General features: G+C 42.5%; 15 protein-coding genes and 1 tRNA gene. 11 read left to right on the top strand and 5 right to left on the bottom strand.

From position 1 onward, the window contains the following. The first annotated feature begins 9 nt into the window (after positions 1 to 9). Both HGH91_RS16390 and HGH91_RS16385 read left to right on the top strand, forming a co-directional pair. Positions 10 to 540 carry a DUF4402 domain-containing protein gene (locus tag HGH91_RS16390; RefSeq protein ID WP_168739878.1) on the top strand — a complete coding sequence of 177 codons (531 nt, stop codon included), beginning with the start codon at positions 10 to 12 and terminating at the stop codon, positions 538 to 540. A 15-nt stretch (positions 541 to 555) separates the two neighbouring features. Beyond that, complete coding sequence (locus HGH91_RS16385) at positions 556 to 3216, top strand: collagen binding domain-containing protein (RefSeq protein ID WP_168739877.1); 2661 nt, start codon at positions 556 to 558, stop codon at positions 3214 to 3216. Positions 3217 to 3350: 134 nt separating this feature from the next. On the opposite strand, the gene HGH91_RS16380 is transcribed toward HGH91_RS16385, so the two are convergent. Beyond that, positions 3351 to 4700, bottom strand: coding sequence for a glycoside hydrolase (locus HGH91_RS16380; protein WP_168739876.1), 1350 nt, complete (start codon positions 4698 to 4700; stop codon positions 3351 to 3353). Between the two features lie 180 nt (positions 4701 to 4880). Here HGH91_RS16380 and HGH91_RS16375 point away from each other — a divergent pair, with 180 nt between their 5' ends. The 4 genes from HGH91_RS16375 (at position 4881) to HGH91_RS16360 (ending at position 10486) form a co-directional block, all read left to right on the top strand. Continuing rightward, positions 4881 to 5450, top strand: coding sequence for an RNA polymerase sigma factor (locus HGH91_RS16375; protein WP_168739875.1), 570 nt, complete (start codon positions 4881 to 4883; stop codon positions 5448 to 5450). Positions 5451 to 5535: 85 nt separating this feature from the next. Continuing rightward, positions 5536 to 6465 carry a FecR family protein gene (locus HGH91_RS16370; RefSeq protein ID WP_168739874.1) on the top strand — a complete coding sequence of 310 codons (930 nt, stop codon included), beginning with the start codon at positions 5536 to 5538 and terminating at the stop codon, positions 6463 to 6465. A 94-nt stretch (positions 6466 to 6559) separates the two neighbouring features. After that, on the top strand, positions 6560 to 9715 hold the full coding sequence (locus tag HGH91_RS16365; RefSeq protein ID WP_168739873.1) for a TonB-dependent receptor: 3156 nt from the start codon (positions 6560 to 6562) through the stop codon (positions 9713 to 9715). A gap of 81 nt (positions 9716 to 9796) precedes the next feature. After that, positions 9797 to 10486, top strand: a complete 690-nt coding sequence (locus tag HGH91_RS16360) for a hypothetical protein (RefSeq protein ID WP_168739872.1) — start codon at positions 9797 to 9799, stop codon at positions 10484 to 10486. Between the two features lie 69 nt (positions 10487 to 10555). Here the strand turns inward: HGH91_RS16360 and HGH91_RS16355 are convergent, their stop codons facing one another. Together HGH91_RS16355 and HGH91_RS16350 are read right to left on the bottom strand one after the other, a co-directional pair. Further along, the gene (locus HGH91_RS16355) at positions 10556 to 11104 is read right to left on the bottom strand and encodes a hypothetical protein (protein ID WP_168739871.1); all 549 of its coding nucleotides are present in this window, start codon (positions 11102 to 11104) and stop codon (positions 10556 to 10558) included. A gap of 161 nt (positions 11105 to 11265) precedes the next feature. After that, on the bottom strand, positions 11266 to 11637 hold the full coding sequence (locus HGH91_RS16350; protein WP_211092324.1) for a hypothetical protein: 372 nt from the start codon (positions 11635 to 11637) through the stop codon (positions 11266 to 11268). A gap of 186 nt (positions 11638 to 11823) precedes the next feature. On the opposite strand from HGH91_RS16350, the gene HGH91_RS16345 reads away from it, so the two are divergent. After that, positions 11824 to 13497 (top strand): hypothetical protein, encoded by a 1674-nt coding sequence (locus HGH91_RS16345; RefSeq protein WP_168739870.1) that lies wholly within the window; start codon positions 11824 to 11826, stop codon positions 13495 to 13497. Between the two features lie 375 nt (positions 13498 to 13872). Here HGH91_RS16345 and HGH91_RS16340 read toward each other — a convergent pair whose 3' ends face one another. Then, a complete protein-coding gene (locus HGH91_RS16340; protein ID WP_168739869.1) occupies positions 13873 to 14205 on the bottom strand; it encodes a hypothetical protein in 333 nt (110 codons plus the stop codon). 699 nt (positions 14206 to 14904) lie between these two features. Here HGH91_RS16340 and HGH91_RS16335 point away from each other — a divergent pair. Further along, positions 14905 to 16002, top strand: coding sequence for a Fic family protein (locus HGH91_RS16335; RefSeq protein WP_168739868.1), 1098 nt, complete (start codon positions 14905 to 14907; stop codon positions 16000 to 16002). 21 nt (positions 16003 to 16023) lie between these two features. After that, entirely contained in the window at positions 16024 to 16941 is a 918-nt protein-coding gene (locus HGH91_RS16330) for a restriction endonuclease (protein ID WP_211092323.1), read from the top strand. A 126-nt stretch (positions 16942 to 17067) separates the two neighbouring features. On the opposite strand, the gene HGH91_RS16325 is transcribed toward HGH91_RS16330, so the two are convergent. Continuing rightward, positions 17068 to 17141 (bottom strand) — tRNA-Asp (locus HGH91_RS16325). A gap of 519 nt (positions 17142 to 17660) precedes the next feature. Here HGH91_RS16325 and HGH91_RS16320 point away from each other — a divergent pair. Together HGH91_RS16320 and HGH91_RS16315 are read left to right on the top strand one after the other, a co-directional pair. Then, on the top strand, positions 17661 to 18260 hold the full coding sequence (locus HGH91_RS16320) for an RNA polymerase sigma factor (protein WP_168739867.1): 600 nt from the start codon (positions 17661 to 17663) through the stop codon (positions 18258 to 18260). A 48-nt stretch (positions 18261 to 18308) separates the two neighbouring features. Continuing rightward, positions 18309 to 19268 carry a FecR family protein gene (locus HGH91_RS16315; RefSeq protein WP_168739866.1) on the top strand — a complete coding sequence of 320 codons (960 nt, stop codon included), beginning with the start codon at positions 18309 to 18311 and terminating at the stop codon, positions 19266 to 19268. Positions 19269 to 19288: the final 20 nt, after the last annotated feature.

Raw genomic sequence — 19288 nt, 5'->3', positions numbered from 1 at the left:
TTTTTTGAGATGGGCTTTGGGCTTAGAGAAATTATATCTGCAAATTGGCTATACCGGTTGGCAATTGCCGGCATATACCTGTTGATAGGCCATACAACAGGGTATGCGCAGGAGCCGCCGCCAAAGCCAATTTCCGTGTATGTGAACCCTGCACAGGGACTTATATTCGGCGCTTTTTTCCAGGGTATGTCAGGAGGCACCGTGATCATATATCCTGATGGTTCACGCGCGGTTACCGGTAGTGTTATCCAGGCGAACCTGGGGTATCCTTTTTCACCGGCTATATTTGAAATAACGGCCAATAGGGGAACGCTTATTTCGATATTAAATGGTCCGGATGTAACGCTCACCGGTAGTAATGGGGGTGTTATCAGTTTACATATAGGAGCTGCCAGTACAGGCAGTACTTTCATCACTACGGCAACACCGCCGGCAACGAACCTGGTGAAAATCGGGGGAACGCTTACGATAGGGCCCCCGCTTTCTAATCCATCAGGCGCTTATAGCGGCGTGTTTAATGTCACTTTTATACAGGAATAATTCCAGGCAGGTCAAATGATAGCAGCGTATGAAAATAGCACCTTCGGCCGTTTGTGGCGTATAACCCGGATGATAGTCATCCCGGTTATATTGGGCATGCTATCACTGACTGTACCCCAAAAGGCCCTGGCGATTGGCCCTGAACCAGAACCGGTTTTCTATGAAACCTCCGTGTTTGTGGTGGTACAAGGAATTGGTGGCGCAGAAATTTCGGCAGTGATCAACAATGATTCAGCTTACTTATCTGTTACAGATCTGTTCAATTTTCTGAAGATAAAGAACATTGCTACTCCTCATATGGATTCGGTATATGGCTTTTTTATTACTGAAAAAGCGCCGTTCCTGATCGACAAAAAGAATGGTGTTATCCGCTACGGGGAAAAGCTGACGCCACTGAATAAGAATGATATGGTGGGCACGGAAACCAGCATCTACCTGAGTACCGGTTGCCTGTCTACTGTATTTGGCCTTACCTGCCAGTTTAGTTTCCGCTCTCTTTCGGTGAAACTGGAAACAAGGCAGGAACTACCCGCTATCCGGGAAATGCGGCAGGAAATGATGCGTAAAAATATCAGCCGCCTGAAAGGAGAGCTGAAAGCAGATACCATCATAGGCCCCCGGCACCCGATGTTTAGTATAGGTACGGCCGACTGGTCGGTGATCGCTACCCAGCGCCCGGAAACCAAAGCGAACGATACCTGGGTGAACCTGGCATTGGGAGGCATGGTGCTGGGCGGTGAAACCAATGTATCGCTGAACTATAACAACTATGCACAAAGCCAGCTACCTTTCAGCCATGATACCTTATCTGCCGTAAAACCATTCGATCAGCGGCAGCAATATTACCGGTGGCGGTATGTTAACAACGACAATAGCCTGCTGCGTCAGGTGATAGCCGGAAAGATATTTGTACCATCGATAGCATCTATTTTTGATCCGATAGTAGGGGTACAGTTTACCAATTCACCCACTTCCTACCGGCGTTCCTATGGCTCCTATACACTGAGTAATTATACCGATCCGGGATGGACCGTAGAGCTGTATGTTAACAATGCGTTGGTAGATTATACCACTGCCGATGCAGCAGGTTTTTATACTTTCCAGGTACCATTGGTATATGGCAATTCAATCGTAAAGCTCCGTTTCTATGGCCCCTGGGGCGAGGAAAGATCGAGAGAAGAAAATATAAGCATCCCTTTCAATTTTTTACCCTTACATGAGTTTGAGTATACTGCCAGTGCCGGCGTTGTAGAGGATGGTAATAACAGTTTTTTTTCCCGCCTGCAAATGAATTATGGCGCCAGCCGGAAGCTCACCCTGGGTGGTGGCGTAGAGTACCTGTCATCTATCACCAAAGGTAAATTGATGCCTTTTGTGATGGCATCTCTGCGCATGACACCTAATCTTCTGCTGTCGACAGACTATACCTATGGTGTAAGAGGGCGGGGTATTCTGACCTATCGTATGCCTTCCAATCTGCAGTTTGAATTATACTATACCCGGTATAAAAAAGGGCAGCAGGCCATCATTTATAACTATGTGGAAGAAAGGAAGTTTATTATTTCAAAACCTTTTATTACCAAAGGATTTTCTTTCTACAACCGCCTTACGCTTAACCAGATCATCATGCCCGACACCAGGTATACCACGGCAGAATGGCTGATTTCCGGCGCTGTTGCCCGTGTGGGCGTTAATTTAAGTACCTATGCTATCTTCCTGAAACCGGAACCCGCTTTTATATATAGCAACCTGGCACTCACCTTCCGCCTGCCGGGAGCTATCATTGCAACGCCGCAGTTGCAATATCAGTACAATACCAATAGCGTGATGGCGATGAGATGTGAGCTGGGAAAGTATCTTTTCAGACACGGTTATGTGAATGTTTCTTATGAGCACAATTATAAAAGTGATATTACCAATGTGGGAGTAGGGTTGCGTTATGATTTTGCATTTTCACAGATCGGATTTGCCGCGTGGAAGGGAACCAATATGAGTACCCTTGTAGAATCTGCCCGGGGCAGCCTGATATATGATGATAAGACCCGGTCCGTTGGATTTAGCAACCGGACCAGCATAGGCACAGGAGGGGTAGTACTGGTGCCTTTCCTGGACCTTAATGGCAATGATCGCCGCGATCCGGGAGAGCCCAAAGCATATGGACTGAAGGTAAACTGTAACGCAGGAAGGATATTGCAAAATCTGCATGATACCACCATCCGGATTGTGAATTTGGACCCGTATGAATATTATTTTATAGAGCTGGCAAAAAATAGTTTCGAAAATGTGGCATGGCAAATTAAAAAACCTGCTATCAGTGTGGCCATCGATCCTAACCAGATGAAGCTGATAGAAGTACCCATCAGCATCATGGGGGAAGTTTCCGGTAAATTGTTGTTGGAGGGTCAGGATAGCCAGAATGGAATGGGCCGGCTAACTGTTAGCTTCTATAAAAACGATACTACGCTGGTAGCGCGCACGCAAACGGAATCCGATGGTTATTTTGATTATATGGGGTTGCCGCCGGGAGCTTATACTGCCAGGATTGATGCCGTTCAACTGCAAAAGCAGGGTATGAAAGCGGATGTGGTGAAATTGCCGTTTAATATCAGGTTTCGGATGGAAGGCGATGTGGTGGAAGGGCTTAATTTCCGGGTGAGGAAGGTGGTAACGGAGTGATGGTGAGTATAGAAGGCACCGTCTTGCTTATTCCGTAGCGGCGGTGGTAGGCTTCGCAGGAACAAATGGAGATTTATGCAAAATTTTTCCAGATTCAATTTGAGGGAGTAGAAAAGAAGGAAATATAAATCGGTCTATCGTTCCCGATAAACAGCGGCAAATACTTTTCGATTTCTTTGAATTAATATTATGTACATCACTAATGCGAAAGCGGCATAGGCGTATTGTGTTGTTGATACCCCCACTCCATAGGGAAACCAAATGCCGGGAATAATATGCAGCTTAGCGAATTCCTGTGAGAAGAGACCTATTGATACCGATAATATCGCCAATAAGACTAACCATTCTTTCCGCTCCTGACGAAGGATTCCCCGGCAGATAATAAATAGCATCAAAGGAACAAATAACAGGCGTGTATAGTCGGCCAGTTTTTGAAAAAGTGTATCATCAATTGAACCTGATATCCATGGAAGTCCCAGCAGTTGAGTTCCTATGTAGATCAAAGTAAGGACAGCAATCATTGGAGGTATCCATTTTGGCTGGCGCAGTTCATACCATTCCCACCAGGCCATCAGCCAACTGCCAAGTATCAACGGTCGCAGGAGAACAGTTGTCAGGATATCGTATTGACGCGTACTTTCTATTTGTAGCCAGAAGTAAATAGCTTGATTGGCACGTACTAATGCCAGCAGGACTAACGCCAAAATAAACCATTTACAGGAGCGGGGTTTTTGGTCCCTAAACAGCAAAAACAGGGATATGGCCAGCAGGATAAATATTACAGGCTCCACTATCTCTACGATATAGCCTTTGATGGTTTGTTTCCATTGGAACCTGTATTTCGATTCGATGCTACTTTTTTCTCCAAGCTCCGGTGCAATGTGAATGCCTCCCGCATCAGTGGCCTGTGACAAGGTAGCAGCACTCATCCACACCCGGAAAGCAATGGTAATATTGCTGTCTGCTTTTACACTTTCCGGCAACAGGAACATGCGGGGTTGTATACTAAAGGTTATGGGAACTTTACCGGAGAAATCTCCTGCATTGCCTGATAGTGTTCCATTAATGAATAGTTGATAGGCATCATCAATAGCGGGTGGTCCAGCTAACGCGATGTTGTTTTTTTTTACACTATCCAACGAAACTTTCATGCGGTACCAGGCGTAACCTGAATAGGTGGGATACCCCCTGGCGGTCCATCCCGGTACATAGCCGGAGAGGCCTACATCGCCATCATGGGCTCCCGCAGGTGCAGTAAGATCAATGGTTTCCCAGTCTGTATCATTAAAGTCAGACTGCGCCCATTGTTGATTATCTCCCGTTTTAAATTTCCAGGGACCATTCAGGGTCAGGATAGTTTTTCCAGCAGTTGTTCCATTTATCGGGAATTTCAGGAACATCATCGTAAGTAACATCAAAGACAGCGTAATAATTGCCATCACATATAGTGTAACAAGAATTTTTGTCTTTTGCGGTATGGTCATATCATTGAAGATGTGAACTTGATAACATTATCGCTAATTACCTAATATACGCAATATCTTTTCTGCAAACAGGATGCTGTTAGCTGGCGATAGTTGGAGGTAATGGTCTTCTTTTTCATCTATCGTTAACATCCTCTTAATATATTTACTATACTTTCGCGCCAATCACTTCACCACTCCATGTCAATAGTATCAGATAAGGAATTTTGGGATAAAGTTACACAAGACGATCCGGCTGCGTTTACCCCCTTATTTGAAAAGTATTGGGAAGAAATGTTCAGTATTGCTTACCGCAGGCTGAAAGATGAATCCCAGGCAAAAGAAATTGTCCAGAACATTTTTATTCATTGCTGGGATCACCGTCATCATATACAGGTTACCCAAAACCTGGCCCCTTATTTGTTAACTGCGCTGAAATACAGTATTGTCCGCCATCTTTACCGTTCTGCTAAAAAAGGTGTAATGGAACTTCCGTTATCGGTATTCAACATACCTGATGAGGAGAAAAATTATGAGCAGGACTGGCAGGAATTTGATCAGCTACAACAAACCATACGTCTTGAAGTGGCTAACATGCCCGGCAGGATGCGGGAAATTTTTATCCTCAGCCGGGAACAGGAACTATCCATCAGGGAAATTGCCATGCGCCTTTCCCTCTCGGAACAAACCGTAAAGAATCAGCTCCATACGGCTTTGAAGCGTTTACGAAGCCGTTTACAGCACCGGGCTTTCTTCCTTCCTTTCATGTGATAATCAATTCACAATTTGGTAACATTGAACATATAGTACTGCCTGTTCCTTTCGGTATGTATACATCAAAGGAGGAACAGACCGGATGTCATTAAAATTATTACGCCGCTTTTTACGGGGAAAAACGAGCGACCGAGAAGATGCAGTCATCGACAAATGGTATCATTCAATAGATGATACAGCGCCGCTTGATCTCTGGAATGAGCAAGGTAAAAAAGAGGCCATTAAAAGCAGCTTACAGGCATACGTATTGGCGCATGTTAACCGGACCACCCGGAGAGGGATTGTGGAAATCCGGTGGATGGCCGCGGCGAGCATAACAGTGCTCCTGCTCGCCGGTTTATGGTTAGTGCGGCATCAGCAGCGGCCGCCTGTTTATTATACCATCGCTGCGCCCCATGGAACAGTAAAACAGGTATTGTTACCGGATAGCTCTATCGTATGGCTCAAACCAGGTACTACCGTGCGCTACAGCGCTAATTACGGAGTAAAGGACAGGGAGCTGGAGCTATTGAACGGTGAGGCCTGTTTTGAAGTGCAAAAAAATACTACCTATCCCTTTGTCGTCAATACTGATCAACTGCAAACAAAAGTATTGGGTACCGTTTTCACGGTACGCTCGTATGCACAAAACCAGGAGGTACAGGTATGGGTAGAACAGGGCCGTGTACAGGTAAGCGATAAGGATAAAGTCTTGCAGGAACTTACGCAGCATATGCGGCTGCAATGGAACCGTACAAATCACCGCTTTGTTTCAGACAGCCTTTATTGGCGCCAGGCACTGGCTTGGCGGAAGGGCGTGTTATTGCTGGAGTCGGCCAGTTTTGCCGAACTGGCGGATGAGTTGCAGGAAATTTACGGTGTAACACTCACTTCAGATAATCAGCATATCCTTCAACAACGCTATGACGCCAAATTCTTTATCCGCACGCCGGTAGAGGATATTATCAAAGCACTGATAGAAGTGCATCACATCCGGTATAAAAAGGAAGCTAATAACATTATTTTCTATTAACAGCAAATCCCGCTGGTAACGGGATTTGCTAAACGTTTTGGTAATGCCTGTTTTGGACTATGGAGCATTACCATTTAAAACTAAACATGAAGATATGAACAAAAAACAAATGCTGCTATACCTTTTGGTATTAGTATGCACTGCCGGCGTTTACGCGCAATCGCCCGGTAAAATGAAATTATCGATCCGCTTTGCTGCCATGAGAACGGATGCAGCTATGCAACAACTTAAAGAGGCCTGCCCGGTGAACATTGTGTATGATGGGCGCAGCCTGAACCTGCAGCAATGGGCTATCCAGGCCCGGAGTTTTAACCAGGTCCCATTAACGGAGGTCCTTGATTTCCTGCTACAGCACACCTCCGTTGGCTATAAGGAAGCAGGAGGGGCTATTGTACTCTATCAGAAAAAACAGGGACATGAAAGCAGTATTACCGGAAGGATCATAGACGAACAGAATAACGAGCCGATCATCGGAGCCACTGTTCGCATCGACAACCTGGGCATAACAGCGGGTATTGACGGGGCTTTTACCCTGAAAGTACCAGCAGGGAAATATACAGTGGAAATCAGCTCTGTAGGGTATGATAGAAAACGCATTACAGACTTTGAGGTGAAAGACCACGTTGAATTGAACACAACCCTGAAAAGGGCAAAAGGGCAATTGCAGGTGGTCACTGTCACTGCTGCCGCAAACAAAGAAGGGGTAGCTGCCTTATATGCCCGGCAAAAGAATAGCGCTGCATTATCAGATGGTATCAGCGCAGAGCAGATCGCCAGAACGCCAGACAAGAATATTGGCGAAGTATTGAAAAGGGTAAGTGGTGTTGCCATGGTGGATAATAAAAATGTGGTAGTGCGCGGGTTAAGTGAACGGTATAACGGCTCTATGCTGAATGGCCAGTTGATGCCTTCCACAGAACTGAACAGGAAACAATTTTCCTTTGATATTATTCCGTCCAACCTGGTGGATAATGTGGTGGTGTATAAAACAATTACGCCTGATATGAGCGCGGAGTTTGGAGGGGGATTGGTGACGGTAAATACGGCCGCTATTCCTTCGGAGAATTTTTTGTCTGTTTCGGCCGGTGGAAGTTTTAATGATAAAACAACCGGGAGAGATTTTAAGGGGCTGCTAATCGGCAATAAACAATATGGCGGTGGCATTCCTGGTGACCGTAAGCTGATGGGCCGTACGGACTGGAAGAGTAGAAGCGATATAGAAGCAGCTTTTAGCCCCGCCTCATTTTCCAATAACTGGGCATTATATAACTATACACCGAACCCTTCTCAAAATTACCAGGTAGCGGGAGGAAGGGTGATCCCGTTTAAAAACGGACAAAAACTGGGACTGATGGCATCTTTAACCTATCGTAATACCTGGCAGACGCAAGATGTTCGGATGTCGAGGGGTGGGTATGAAGGCAAGGATAGCACCTCGGGAGAATGGGCCGCGTTTCACGGGCAGCGATATGGATTTACTACTAACCTGGGAGCGCTTGCCGGCATTGGATATAGTACAGCGAGGCACAAAATTTCCTGGCAAACGCTTTTCCTCCGTACGCTGGACCAGCAGCTGATATTTGGAACCGGGAGAAATGAGCCGGTAGGAGATGCGGTGGGGTATTTCGATCTCTTCACGCAAACCAGCTTATGGCAGCAACAATTAAAAGGGGAGCATTTGTTGACCAGGAACGGCATCACCCTGCGATGGAACGGAAGTTTTACCACACTGGACAAACAGCGGCCGGATAATCATGTAATGAATGCCAATTATTTAAATAGCGGAAAGGATAGTCCCTTTGAACTGGTGGATTTCAGTATAAAGGATGCACAGGGAGCAGAAGGAGATGGGGCTTTGCGCACCTGGAGCAGGGCTTTTGAAAAGAATTATAACTGGAACATAGACCTGATAACCCCTTTTCGTTTCAATATCAAAGCGCTCAATTTCCAGAACAGTTTAAAAGTGGGTTATGCTGGTTGGAATAAAGATCGTTTGTTTTGGGTATTAAATACAGGCTCAGGTTATAATACCGGGCAGTATCAGCCGCTGACCGAATATTTTGAACCAACGCTGCATCCTGATGGCAAGCATATCAGCTATGATGAATTTGGCGATGATTTGCACAAAACGGCCAGTCTGCACGCAGGATATGTCATGATGGACAATAGGATTGGGAATAAGCTGCGACTGGTATGGGGTATAAGGGCGGAATATTATAACCTGAATGGTGTGAACCAGGTGTTGGATTCGCTGTTTGCCGGCATCAACAAGGGCAGGGGAGGAAATAATAAGTTCGATTACAGCGAACTGAAGAACCGGGAACCGAATCTGAATTTTTTCCCGTCTGCTAACCTTACTTACAATCTCAATTCTGGTATGAATTTACGCCTTGCCTATTCAAAAAGCATTATACGGCCGGATTTGCGGGAAATGTCTTTCTTCAGGGAATACGATTTTGAATTGGGAGGTACTTACCTGAGCGTAACGCCTGTGCGTTCCACTTTGCTGCACCATTATGATTTTCGTTATGAGTGGTACCCTGGGCCTGGGGAAGTAATATCTGTATCGTTCTTCTATAAAAAGTTGAATTACCCGATGGAGATCTATAAGCAAGGCGATAACAGGATCTATGAGCTAAGGAACAATAGATCTGCCGATAATAAGGGAATAGAAGCAGAGGTAAGAAAATCATTGGCCTTTACGAAGGTGTCGGTGCTTAGGAATATCACGTTATATGGCAATTTCACCTGGCTGGATGCCAAGGTGGTGCCGATGAGTGTTAACTATAATCTGCTGGATCCCACAAACCCGCTAAAGATACAGCCAGTTGAAACAACCGGGCCAGAAGAGAATAGGCCTCAGACTGGCGCCAGCAACTATATCGTAAATGCAGGGGTTTATTATGATGCGCGACCGGTATCCCTTAGTTTCAGCTATAACTATGTTTCCAACCGCATGTTCAGGCCTGCCCTGTATTACAGGGAATCCTTGTTTGAGCGTCCATTGGAAGGCCTGGATGCCCAGCTTTCTATTAAACTGCTGAAACAGAAAATGCAATTGCGCATCAATGCTTCCAATCTATTAAATAGCCGGTCACTCGTATACAGGAATTTTTACGTTGATCCGGCAATAGGCGCCGGTACCAAAACACCGTCTACCAAACAACTGCTATATCAGAAAGGCGATTTGATAGATTATGAGGCAAGTCCCGGCCGCACATTCAGTACCACTATCAGTTATAATTTTTAAGTTTTAAAACAGACCATCATGAGATTAATCATACTATTTTCGTTTGTTTTACTTGTTTTAGCTGCTTGTTCAAAAAAGACTATGCAGGATGAAAAGTTTCATTATAGTAAAGTGGAGGTAGCTACTGTTCCATTATCTGGTACTTTGCCCATGGATATATATTTTAACAGTAAAAAAGTAGCAGACTCCCTTGGGGCGGATGTCTCCTTCAGCTTTATGACACCGGGAGGGATCACTGCAAAGCTGGCAGTTTATAAAGCGGGAACAGATACTTTGATCGTAGACACTTTGATCACTACCCCGCTTAGCGGGGCTGTTGCTTTCAGGATCGGATATAGCGAAGAATTGGGCTTACGGGGCTTTCTGGGAGGGCCGGTATCTATCAGTACTGATTCCTGCAGGTTTCAGCTGTTCAACAATTTTCCGGAAGTATTACAGCCAGACGGAGTAAATATAGATGCTCACCTTTGTTATTATGATATGACCAGTGGTGAACAGGTAGAAACCGGTATCGTGTTCCATGGGTTTACAAAAAAGAAATTACACCCTGATGTGGTAACGGTGCCCATAAAAGATGCTACAGGAGCTTACATCCAGTATACATTTAAATTCAGGAATATTGCTACAGGGGAGTTTCTGAAAGACGAATTTAATAATGAGTTATTGGGAGCTGGCCTTAGTTCGTATGAGGGGAAATATGGGATTATTGCTACGGCGGCCAGGTTTAGCAGGGGGAGATATACTTTTGCGGCGAGTTTTATAGCGCTTTAAACTATAGGGGAGATCAGGAAGTAGACTTCCCGATCTCCCCTCGTATAACTTAGCTCGTCGGGCAGCGATTTAAAATCGCTGCAAAAAAGGCAAGGCTTCGGGTGTGCCGTTCATCGTCATGTAAATCGCTTTGGTGCCGTTAGGCTCCGTCTTTTCTTCGTAGGTGTAGTTGGTTACTTTGGTAATCTCACTTGCTGTAAGGTCCCGGTCTGCCGTTGTTTGACCCTTTTTCGTTTCTTTGTAATGCGACCAGTTTGCGTGGGTAATGAGTGTTTTTGTTCCTTCATTAATCTCAATAGTACCTTTGGTAAGTGATTGGTGATAAGTAGCCACTCCTCCGCTTACAGTGCTGTAAGTAAAATACTGATCATAAGTGCCGTTGGCGTTTAGTTTAAAAGCGAGCGCCATTTCAAGTCCGTTCCCAATATACTCCATGGGGTTTTGGTTCCAATATTCGGTCATAGAAAAGCTACCGTACATCCAATTACCCTGCATGCTGGCAGGAACAGTTGTTTTGGGGCCGTTACCGTAAACATTTTCCGCAACTGGTTTATCTTTTTTACAAGCGCCCAGCAGACCAGAAAATAGCATTACCGTTACTACAATGATCTTATTCATGTTATTGGTGTTTAGCAGGCAAAGCTATCTTCCTTTAATCGGTTCTGTTAGGCGCTATTGTATGAATTGGAGATTTTGGTTATTGAATTGTATTTCAGCCTTGACAGGCTTGGTTTGTCTCATTTTATACCGTTGCTGAAATCAGATATACCTGGTGACAACTAAATTTCAATTATTTTCGAATTTGCATAACGGTAAACGAAATACCAGGTAATAAGTATCTGGAATAATATAACCGATGGCAAAAGAAATGGATAATGCATAAAAGGAGTCAGCGTAGCGCCGTGTGCTAACATGATCGGCAGGTCAATTACATTGAACACAATGATGACCCAAAGTAATGCCCTGCTTCCTTTAAAATACCACCAGCAAAATATTCCATATGCAAATTCAATGATGAAATTGACGATGGGGTAATCGATAATTCCAAATCCCAAAACCGGGGTAACGGAGAACGGCGATAACTGAATGTCCTTTTCGTGGAAGAGCATGTCGATCATAACATGCGACAAAACGCCGATAGCAAAGGCCACAGCGAGCTTCCTGTTGTTATAGCCCCAGTTAATTAAAACGAATTTTCTGAAGGAGCTTTTTTAAGTTGTGTAAATTAAAATTTGGTAGTTTTATGGGTATATAGGGTGGAAACTACAATCACCAACCGGGAAACACTGTGTAAACAATCATGAAGGGCTGTTGTCTTTTGAAAATATGATTAAATTATGAAGCTTTCGCTAAGAAATTATAAGGAAGTACTAACTAAAGAACTTGTAAAGAAGGCAGGAAAAAATATTGTCAGAGAATGCGATGAAGTTGAAAAGGACAGCTTTCAGGCTTATGTAGATGAAAATGAGGTGAGTTTTGACGTGGCTATCTCATTGAATAATGAAAAAGAAATCATCCATCATTCCTGTGATTGTAATAGCAAAGCTGGTTTCTGTCAGCATAAGACAGCTTTACTATTACATTTACTGAAAAGTAAGCCGAAAGACCGTTTCGCAAAAGGAGGCAGAAGGATCAATCAACTTGAGATTTTAATTGAAGAGATAGATCCTGCAAAACTGAAGCTATGGATTAAAGATGTGCTGGTAAAGAATAAGGATCTTGAATTGGCGTTTATACATCAGTTTACCAGTCAACAAAAAAAGTATACTCCTCCAGAGGTAAAGGATTATACACGGAATGCTGTTAAAGCCGTTATTAAAAGCAGAGGGAGGGCAGAAGCAAATGAGGTAAAAAAGATTGTTGAGTTATGGACGGATATACATGATACCATTGTGAATGACTATTGCTCAAATGTAGTAGATGAAGCCGCATTTCAGAATTTTGACGCATTAATAGAAGCGGTAGAGGACACACAGGCAAAAATCGCTACAGCCAGTAACAGGTTCAGTAAGTATGTTGAAAGTCAATTGCTCAAAGTGCTTACTTCTTTACAACAATTGCCAACAGACGAAGGCTGGTTGGTGGCCATCGGCTATTTTGCAGACCGGATCATCGGAATGAATTTTGCTCTCAGAACTTACTATTTGTCTTTCGTGGTGAGTGTGCTTAATGGCAGCAGTCAAACAAGAAAGATTATGGTGACAGACAAGCTAGTGAAGCAATATACAAAATGTAATTTATCACAGATAGATTACAACAACATATATACGAAAACAGTCTTTGGTCTCGTGCAGGATAGTGATTTATTCAAAACTTATTATAACGTGTTTAAACCGATCCGTTTTGATAACGACTATAACGGGGAACTCATTGGACAGTTAGTGGAATCCGGTCATCTTAGGTTGGCGGAAAAATATTGCCAGGAACAGATAAAAGCGAACGTTCGCGACGAATACAATGAACTTTACCTGCAATTCCTGAAAGAAATATATACGATTGAGAAGAATGAAAAGAAGTTAGCGGAGGTTTTAAAGGAACTTTTTCCATTTACCTTTGATTTCGATGATTACCTATTCATCTGTAAACAGATGGAAATTGAAGAGGAAAGGAAGAAATGGCGAACCAGGATGCTGGCAAGAGCCAGACAAATGCCTTCTTTTTATAAAGCCGCAGTTATATTTCCTTTCAGGTTAATGGACTATGAGGGAAAATATAAAAAAATGATTGAGTATATTAATTCCTCTACTCCTTATAGCATTATTGGTAAGTATGCAAACAAGATGATACTCGCTGATAGGAATGGTTTCCTGAATGAGCTTTTCCACAAAATTGATGACTTTATTGATATCGAGAGCGATGAAATTTCCGCAGATATCTCAGCACTGGCAAAAATTTTAGAGAATAATTACAGCAAAATTGAATTACAACAGGTGATTCACAATGTTCAAAAACGGGGCTGGTTTTACAAAGAAAATATCTTGATTTCATTTCTTAGGGGGAAAAAGCTGTAGGTAGCACTTAGTTTATACTTTGCCATAAGTTGTTACAACAACTCAAATATGAAAATCCATTATTGGAAGGAAAATTTGTTCTTTTTGAATGCCAATAATTTCTCCACTACTACCGTATTGGTTGGCACAGCAAAAGATAACGAGAAGAATAAACCTGTGGGCATATATTTTCGATGGCCCTCCTGTTGACTATGAAAACAGGCACATCATTATAAAATCAATACAGTAAAGTATAAGCAGGCATGTGGCAATCAGACATCATGAGTCTGGCTGCGCCACGGATATGGCGACGGGGCTACAACCAGGGGAAAAAACTTTATATAAGAACAACCAGCCCCGGGGAGCCGGCTGTTCTTGTTACCTGTTGTGGATGTCTTAGTTGATCTTTATACGGGAGATCTTACCATCAAGGCCATTATTCCGGATAAAGGAAACCACTACATACTCGTCTTCATAACTCCGTTCGAAGGTGTCGACGGTATACTCAGGAGAGATCCTTTTTACATTGATGATAGTGAAATCATCTGATGTGGAGCCGTCGGGAGAATCATATGCCATAATCTCGCAACCTGGCCTTACGCCATATAATTTGCAAGATCTGATCTCGTCATTCTTTACCGGGCGGAAATTCTGTCCAGGTGTATCTTCCACGGTCTGCACAATGTTTTGAGTGCCATTGTTGCCTTCATAAAAAACGATAATACCCATAATAGATTAAATTTTGAGAGAGTGAAGAAATATAATTAACAGACAATCCTGCAGGATATAAGTTTAGCAGCCAACAGCAGCGCCTTAGCTTACTTTTATGATTAACAAAGGAAACCATCAACATTACCACCAAACGGGTACGCTTTGCAGTTTACAATGGTGATAGTCAATAAATAGTGAGATATAAATAAGGTTTTTAGGATTTTATACCATGGTTATTTTTTATTTCGAGGTCTATATTATCGATTAATATCTGCATGAAAATAAGGAGAATGTTAGAAATAAAAAATTATTATTAGCTATCCTAACGTATACAACCGAGCACGTACATATTTTATGACAAGGTAGCATTATTTACTTTTGCTGCAGTATCCAATTATGGGGAAGTAGGTTGTTGATTCTGGATACAGGATATTTCAAACTACTTATAGGGATCCCTTCCTGAGCACAATAAGCATTCATACCTATTAAGTAGAGACCAGCATAAAGCAAAAAAGTCACACCCTTTAGAGATGTGACTTTTATTTGCGGACCGGACGGGACAATGTTCGAACCAATTTGAGGTAGATTTATTGAAAATCAACCTTTTTAAGTACTAAATCATTTTATCATGTGTATATTTTGTACATGACAGACTTGTCATGTAAAGAAAAGTTATTTATTTTTACATGATAAACGTCTCAGGTATAATCCTTTTACATGAATAAGTTGAAAGAACAGGAGATTGAGAAGCCATTTAATGACCTTTCGTTACTACCACCACCAAGGGAAGCAATTGAATCTATAAAAATATTACGTCAATTGGTAAACTCTTCAGTAGCATTAGCGGAGCTAAAGGGATTAGCCAATACTTTGCCCAATCAAAACATACTACTTAATGCGGTTATCCTGAAAGAAGCAACAGCAAGCTCGGAAATTGAAAATGTAATCACGACTCAGGATAAATTATACCAGGCGTTATCTACCACCGGAACTCAAATAGATTCAGCTACAAAGGAAGTACTTCGTTATAGAGAAGCTGCCTTGCACGGATTTCATTTTATTAAGCAAAAGGGGTTTCTAAGCACCAACGCTATTATTGATATCCAGCAAGTATTAGAGGGAAATAATGCAGGGATACGTAAACTACCTGGAACTGCTCTGCGGAATGCGGCAACCGGAGATGTCATTTATACCCCTCCAGATGATCACAAGACAATATTAAAGCTGATGAAAAATCTGGAAGAGTATTTAAATGCAGAGGATGATCTTTCTCCTCTGATTAAACTGGCTGTGCAGCATTATCAATTTGAAAGTATACATCCATTTTATGACGGAAATGGTCGTACTGGAAGAATCATTAATGTACTTTACCTGATAATTCATGGACTTTTAGAAAGCCCTATATTATACCTGAGTTCTTTTGTGATAAAAAACAAATCAGATTACTATCGTCTATTGCAGGAAGTGCGTATGGAAAATAATTGGGAGGAATGGATCTTATATATTTTAAAAGGAATAGAGCAGACCGCAAAAGAAACTATTAATCAAATCCAGGAAATTAATAAGCTATTTTCCAGTATACAGGAAAAGGTTAAAAAAGAGGCGGAAAAATCATATAATAAAGAATTAGTAGAGCTTCTGTTTGAATACCCCTATTGTAAAATTGATTATGTAATTGATCGTCTGAATGTATCAAGAGTTACTGCTTCTAAATACCTTAAGGAATTGGAAGCAATCGGCGTACTGGAATCAAAACGTGTCTGGAAGGAAACATTGTATATAAATAGCAGGTTATTTCATCTATTGAAAAATTAATCCCTCATTAATCGCTGAATTATGATACCGGATTTTCAAACAATAATGTTGCCTTTATTGCAGATATTATCTGATGGTAACGAATATTTGCTACGTGATGTTATTAATAAAATTTGCGACCAGTTTCATTTAACGGAAGAAGAGAAAATTGAATTATTGCCAAGTGGGAATCAGCCTATTATTGATAATAGAGTGGGGTGGGCAAGGACTTATTTAAAAAAAGCTCAGTTACTTGAAAACCCACGGAGAGGAGTTCTGAGAATCAATCAGGCAGGAAGAGAGTTGCTTGAAAGTAAACCATCCAGGATCGATGTGAAATTCCTTAAAACTTTGCCAGGTTTCAAGGAATGGCACGAATCTTCTTCCTCAAAAGATGATGGAATCACTCCTGTTATTGAGAAAGTAGAAAATGAGACAGGAAAAACGCCTGAGGAGTTGTTAGAATATTCATTTGTATCAATTAAAGAGCAACTGGCATCAGAATTATTGGAGAAAATAAAGAGCTGCCCTTTTTCTTTTTTTGAAGTATTGGTCATTGATCTACTCATTAAAATGGGATATGGCGGTTCAAAGAGAGAAGCCGGTCAGGTAATGGGTAAATCTGGGGATGGTGGTATTGACGGACTGATTAAGGAAGATAAATTAGGGCTTGATACCATATATGTTCAGGCAAAGAGATGGGAAAATACTGTTCCTATACATCATGTGAGAGACTTTGCAGGTTCATTATTGAGTAAGAAAGCAAAGAAAGGTATTTTTATTACTACTTCGAATTATCCAGCCAGTGCAAAAGAGTTTGTTTCTTCAATTGAACCAAAGGTTGCTTTAATAGACGGAAAGGAACTCACGGAGCTAATGATTGAATATAATATTGGAGTGGCATCCAAAAAAATGTACGAGGTTAAACGCCTGGATACGGATTATTTTGAGGAGGTGTAAAGAAGCTATAAGATCTTGACAGAGAAAGAATTTAGTTAAAGTCCTAAAATAAATCGGGGAAAATTAAACTGAAATCGACTAAAAAAGAAAAGCCCGCTCACTGAGCAGGCTTCTTCGAGATTTCCGCGGACCGGACGGGACTCGAACCCGCGACCTCCGCCGTGACAGGGCGGCATTCTAACCAACTGAACTACCGATCCTTGCTACCCATCAGCATTTCAGCCATTGGGTATCCCCCTTTCGGGGTTGCAAATATATAGATAATAATTCCAAATCACCAAATATTTCTATTCCCCCTGGTGTGACAGCGGATATTTTGCCCCTAATAGTAACTCGTCAATGATGATGACTTGTTGCCATAATTCCATTTAGCATCCATGTCATAACATAGGTTATTTTTTATCACCTTAAAAATTATAAAATATCAACAAAGGATGCTCATATTCAAAAAGTAATTTTATATTGCTGTTATAAATGACAAGAGGATGCCACTTATTTGCATACCAACTGTCCACGTGTGAATATCAACCATAGAATAGCAGCAATTAATACCATTCAATTTTTTCAGATCAACTATCGCACAGGATTTTTAATATAGGATTTAGCTAAATCGATTTTTAACAGGAGGTGAACGGGTAATACATCAACCAGGAATTTATAGAATTAATATCTACTTAATATTAGGCAAGTACATTTGCAGGGACTGTTATATTCCATTTATGTCAGGGCAGAAGAAAATATCTTTCCATAATATATCCGGCACGTCACAACAGGCGGCATTTGAGGCATCGGTAACGATTTACTGGAATAAGCTGCTGGGCATTGCCGCAGCTAAAACCAATCCGCACGATGCATTTGATATTGTACAGGATGTGTTGTTATCATTATGGCAGAAGTGGGAGGAGGTACCCAAGGATGAAACATTGGAATATTACCTGTTGAACGCACTTAAATTCCGCATATTTAAGTATTACCGCACCAATGGCCGCTATCAGGCGCATCTGAAGAAACTGGAAGTATTGCTCAACGATACCCTGGAAACACCGGACGCCCTGGCACAGGAAAGCCTGCATGGGCTAAAGGAAACAATTATGGAAGAAGCGCTGGAGGTGCTTTCTCCCAGCCAGCGGCAACTATTTGTATTACGGGTAAAGTATCATTATTCCTATCAGAAAATAGCGCAACAACTTAGCATAGACCCAGGCTCCGCAAGGGTTTTATACAGCCGTGCCCTCAAACAGGTAAAGGCGCATATTAAGGCTAATCCCGCCCTGACAGCTACCTTAGTAACCTCTTTTGTGTTGGTTACAATTCCTTAACATACCGCTTAGTTAACATTTTTTGATCTCCGGGTATTCAACTCTGAGATGGCACCAAAAAATTATCCCAGGGCCCAGGCCCTTTTAAAGAAATTTTACGAAGGGAAATGTACTCCCGAAGAACTGGCCTTATTAGATAGCTGGTACGATGGGCTGGGCGATATGCCGGAAGATATCCTGCCGGCAGATGCCAGCCATTACCAGCAACAGTTCCTGGAAAATTTCCGCAATAACTTGCCCTCCGCCAGGATCGTTTGGTGGAAAAGGCCGGTGGTTCGATGGACTGCCGCCGCCAGTATATTATTAATGGCGGGCGCCGGGTATCTCTGGAGGAAAACGGCAAGACATACCTCCCAGTTGGCCTGCCATTATAATATGGTGACCAATAAAACCAATGTGGCTAAACTGGTGGTATTACCGGATAGTTCACATATATGGCTCAACACCGCCGCTACCCTGCGCTGGAGATCTGATTTCAATCAAGAGAATCGCAGCGTACAACTCACCGGCGAAGGCTTCTTCGACGTACAGGGACAAACCGGGAAGCCTTTTGTAATTCACACCCGCGACCTGGCCATCCAGGTATTGGGTACCCAATTCAACGTAGAAGCCTATGCGGCCGAAGGAATCAGCCGCGTATCATTGGTAAAGGGAAAAGTAAAGGTACAGGCGAGTAAATCCGATGCAACTGCAGCGGTACTGAAGCCGGGTACTACAGCCACTTATTTTAATGAAGACAAAGTACTGGGCGTGGCTTCCACCCTGGTAACAGATGTTGCTGCCTGGAGAAATGGCGCCTTCAATGCTATTGACCTCCCTTTCAAAGACGCGGTAACCCGCCTCTGTGCTGATTATGGCTACAGCGTGAAATGGGAAAATACCCAGGGCATCGACAAATACATTTCTGCCAGCTTTAAAAAGGAAAGCTTCGGGAAAATGCTCAACAACCTATGTTATATCAGTCGTAAACAATACCGTATTTCCAACAGACAGGTTACCATTTTTTAAAAAAGCGTGATCACTCCTGA

Source organism: Chitinophaga eiseniae (assembly GCF_012641265.1).
Classification (GTDB): Bacteria; Bacteroidota; Bacteroidia; order Chitinophagales; family Chitinophagaceae; genus Chitinophaga; species Chitinophaga eiseniae_A.
Note: the sequence above shows the minus strand (reverse complement) of the source record. Positions and strands in the feature narration are given on the sequence as shown.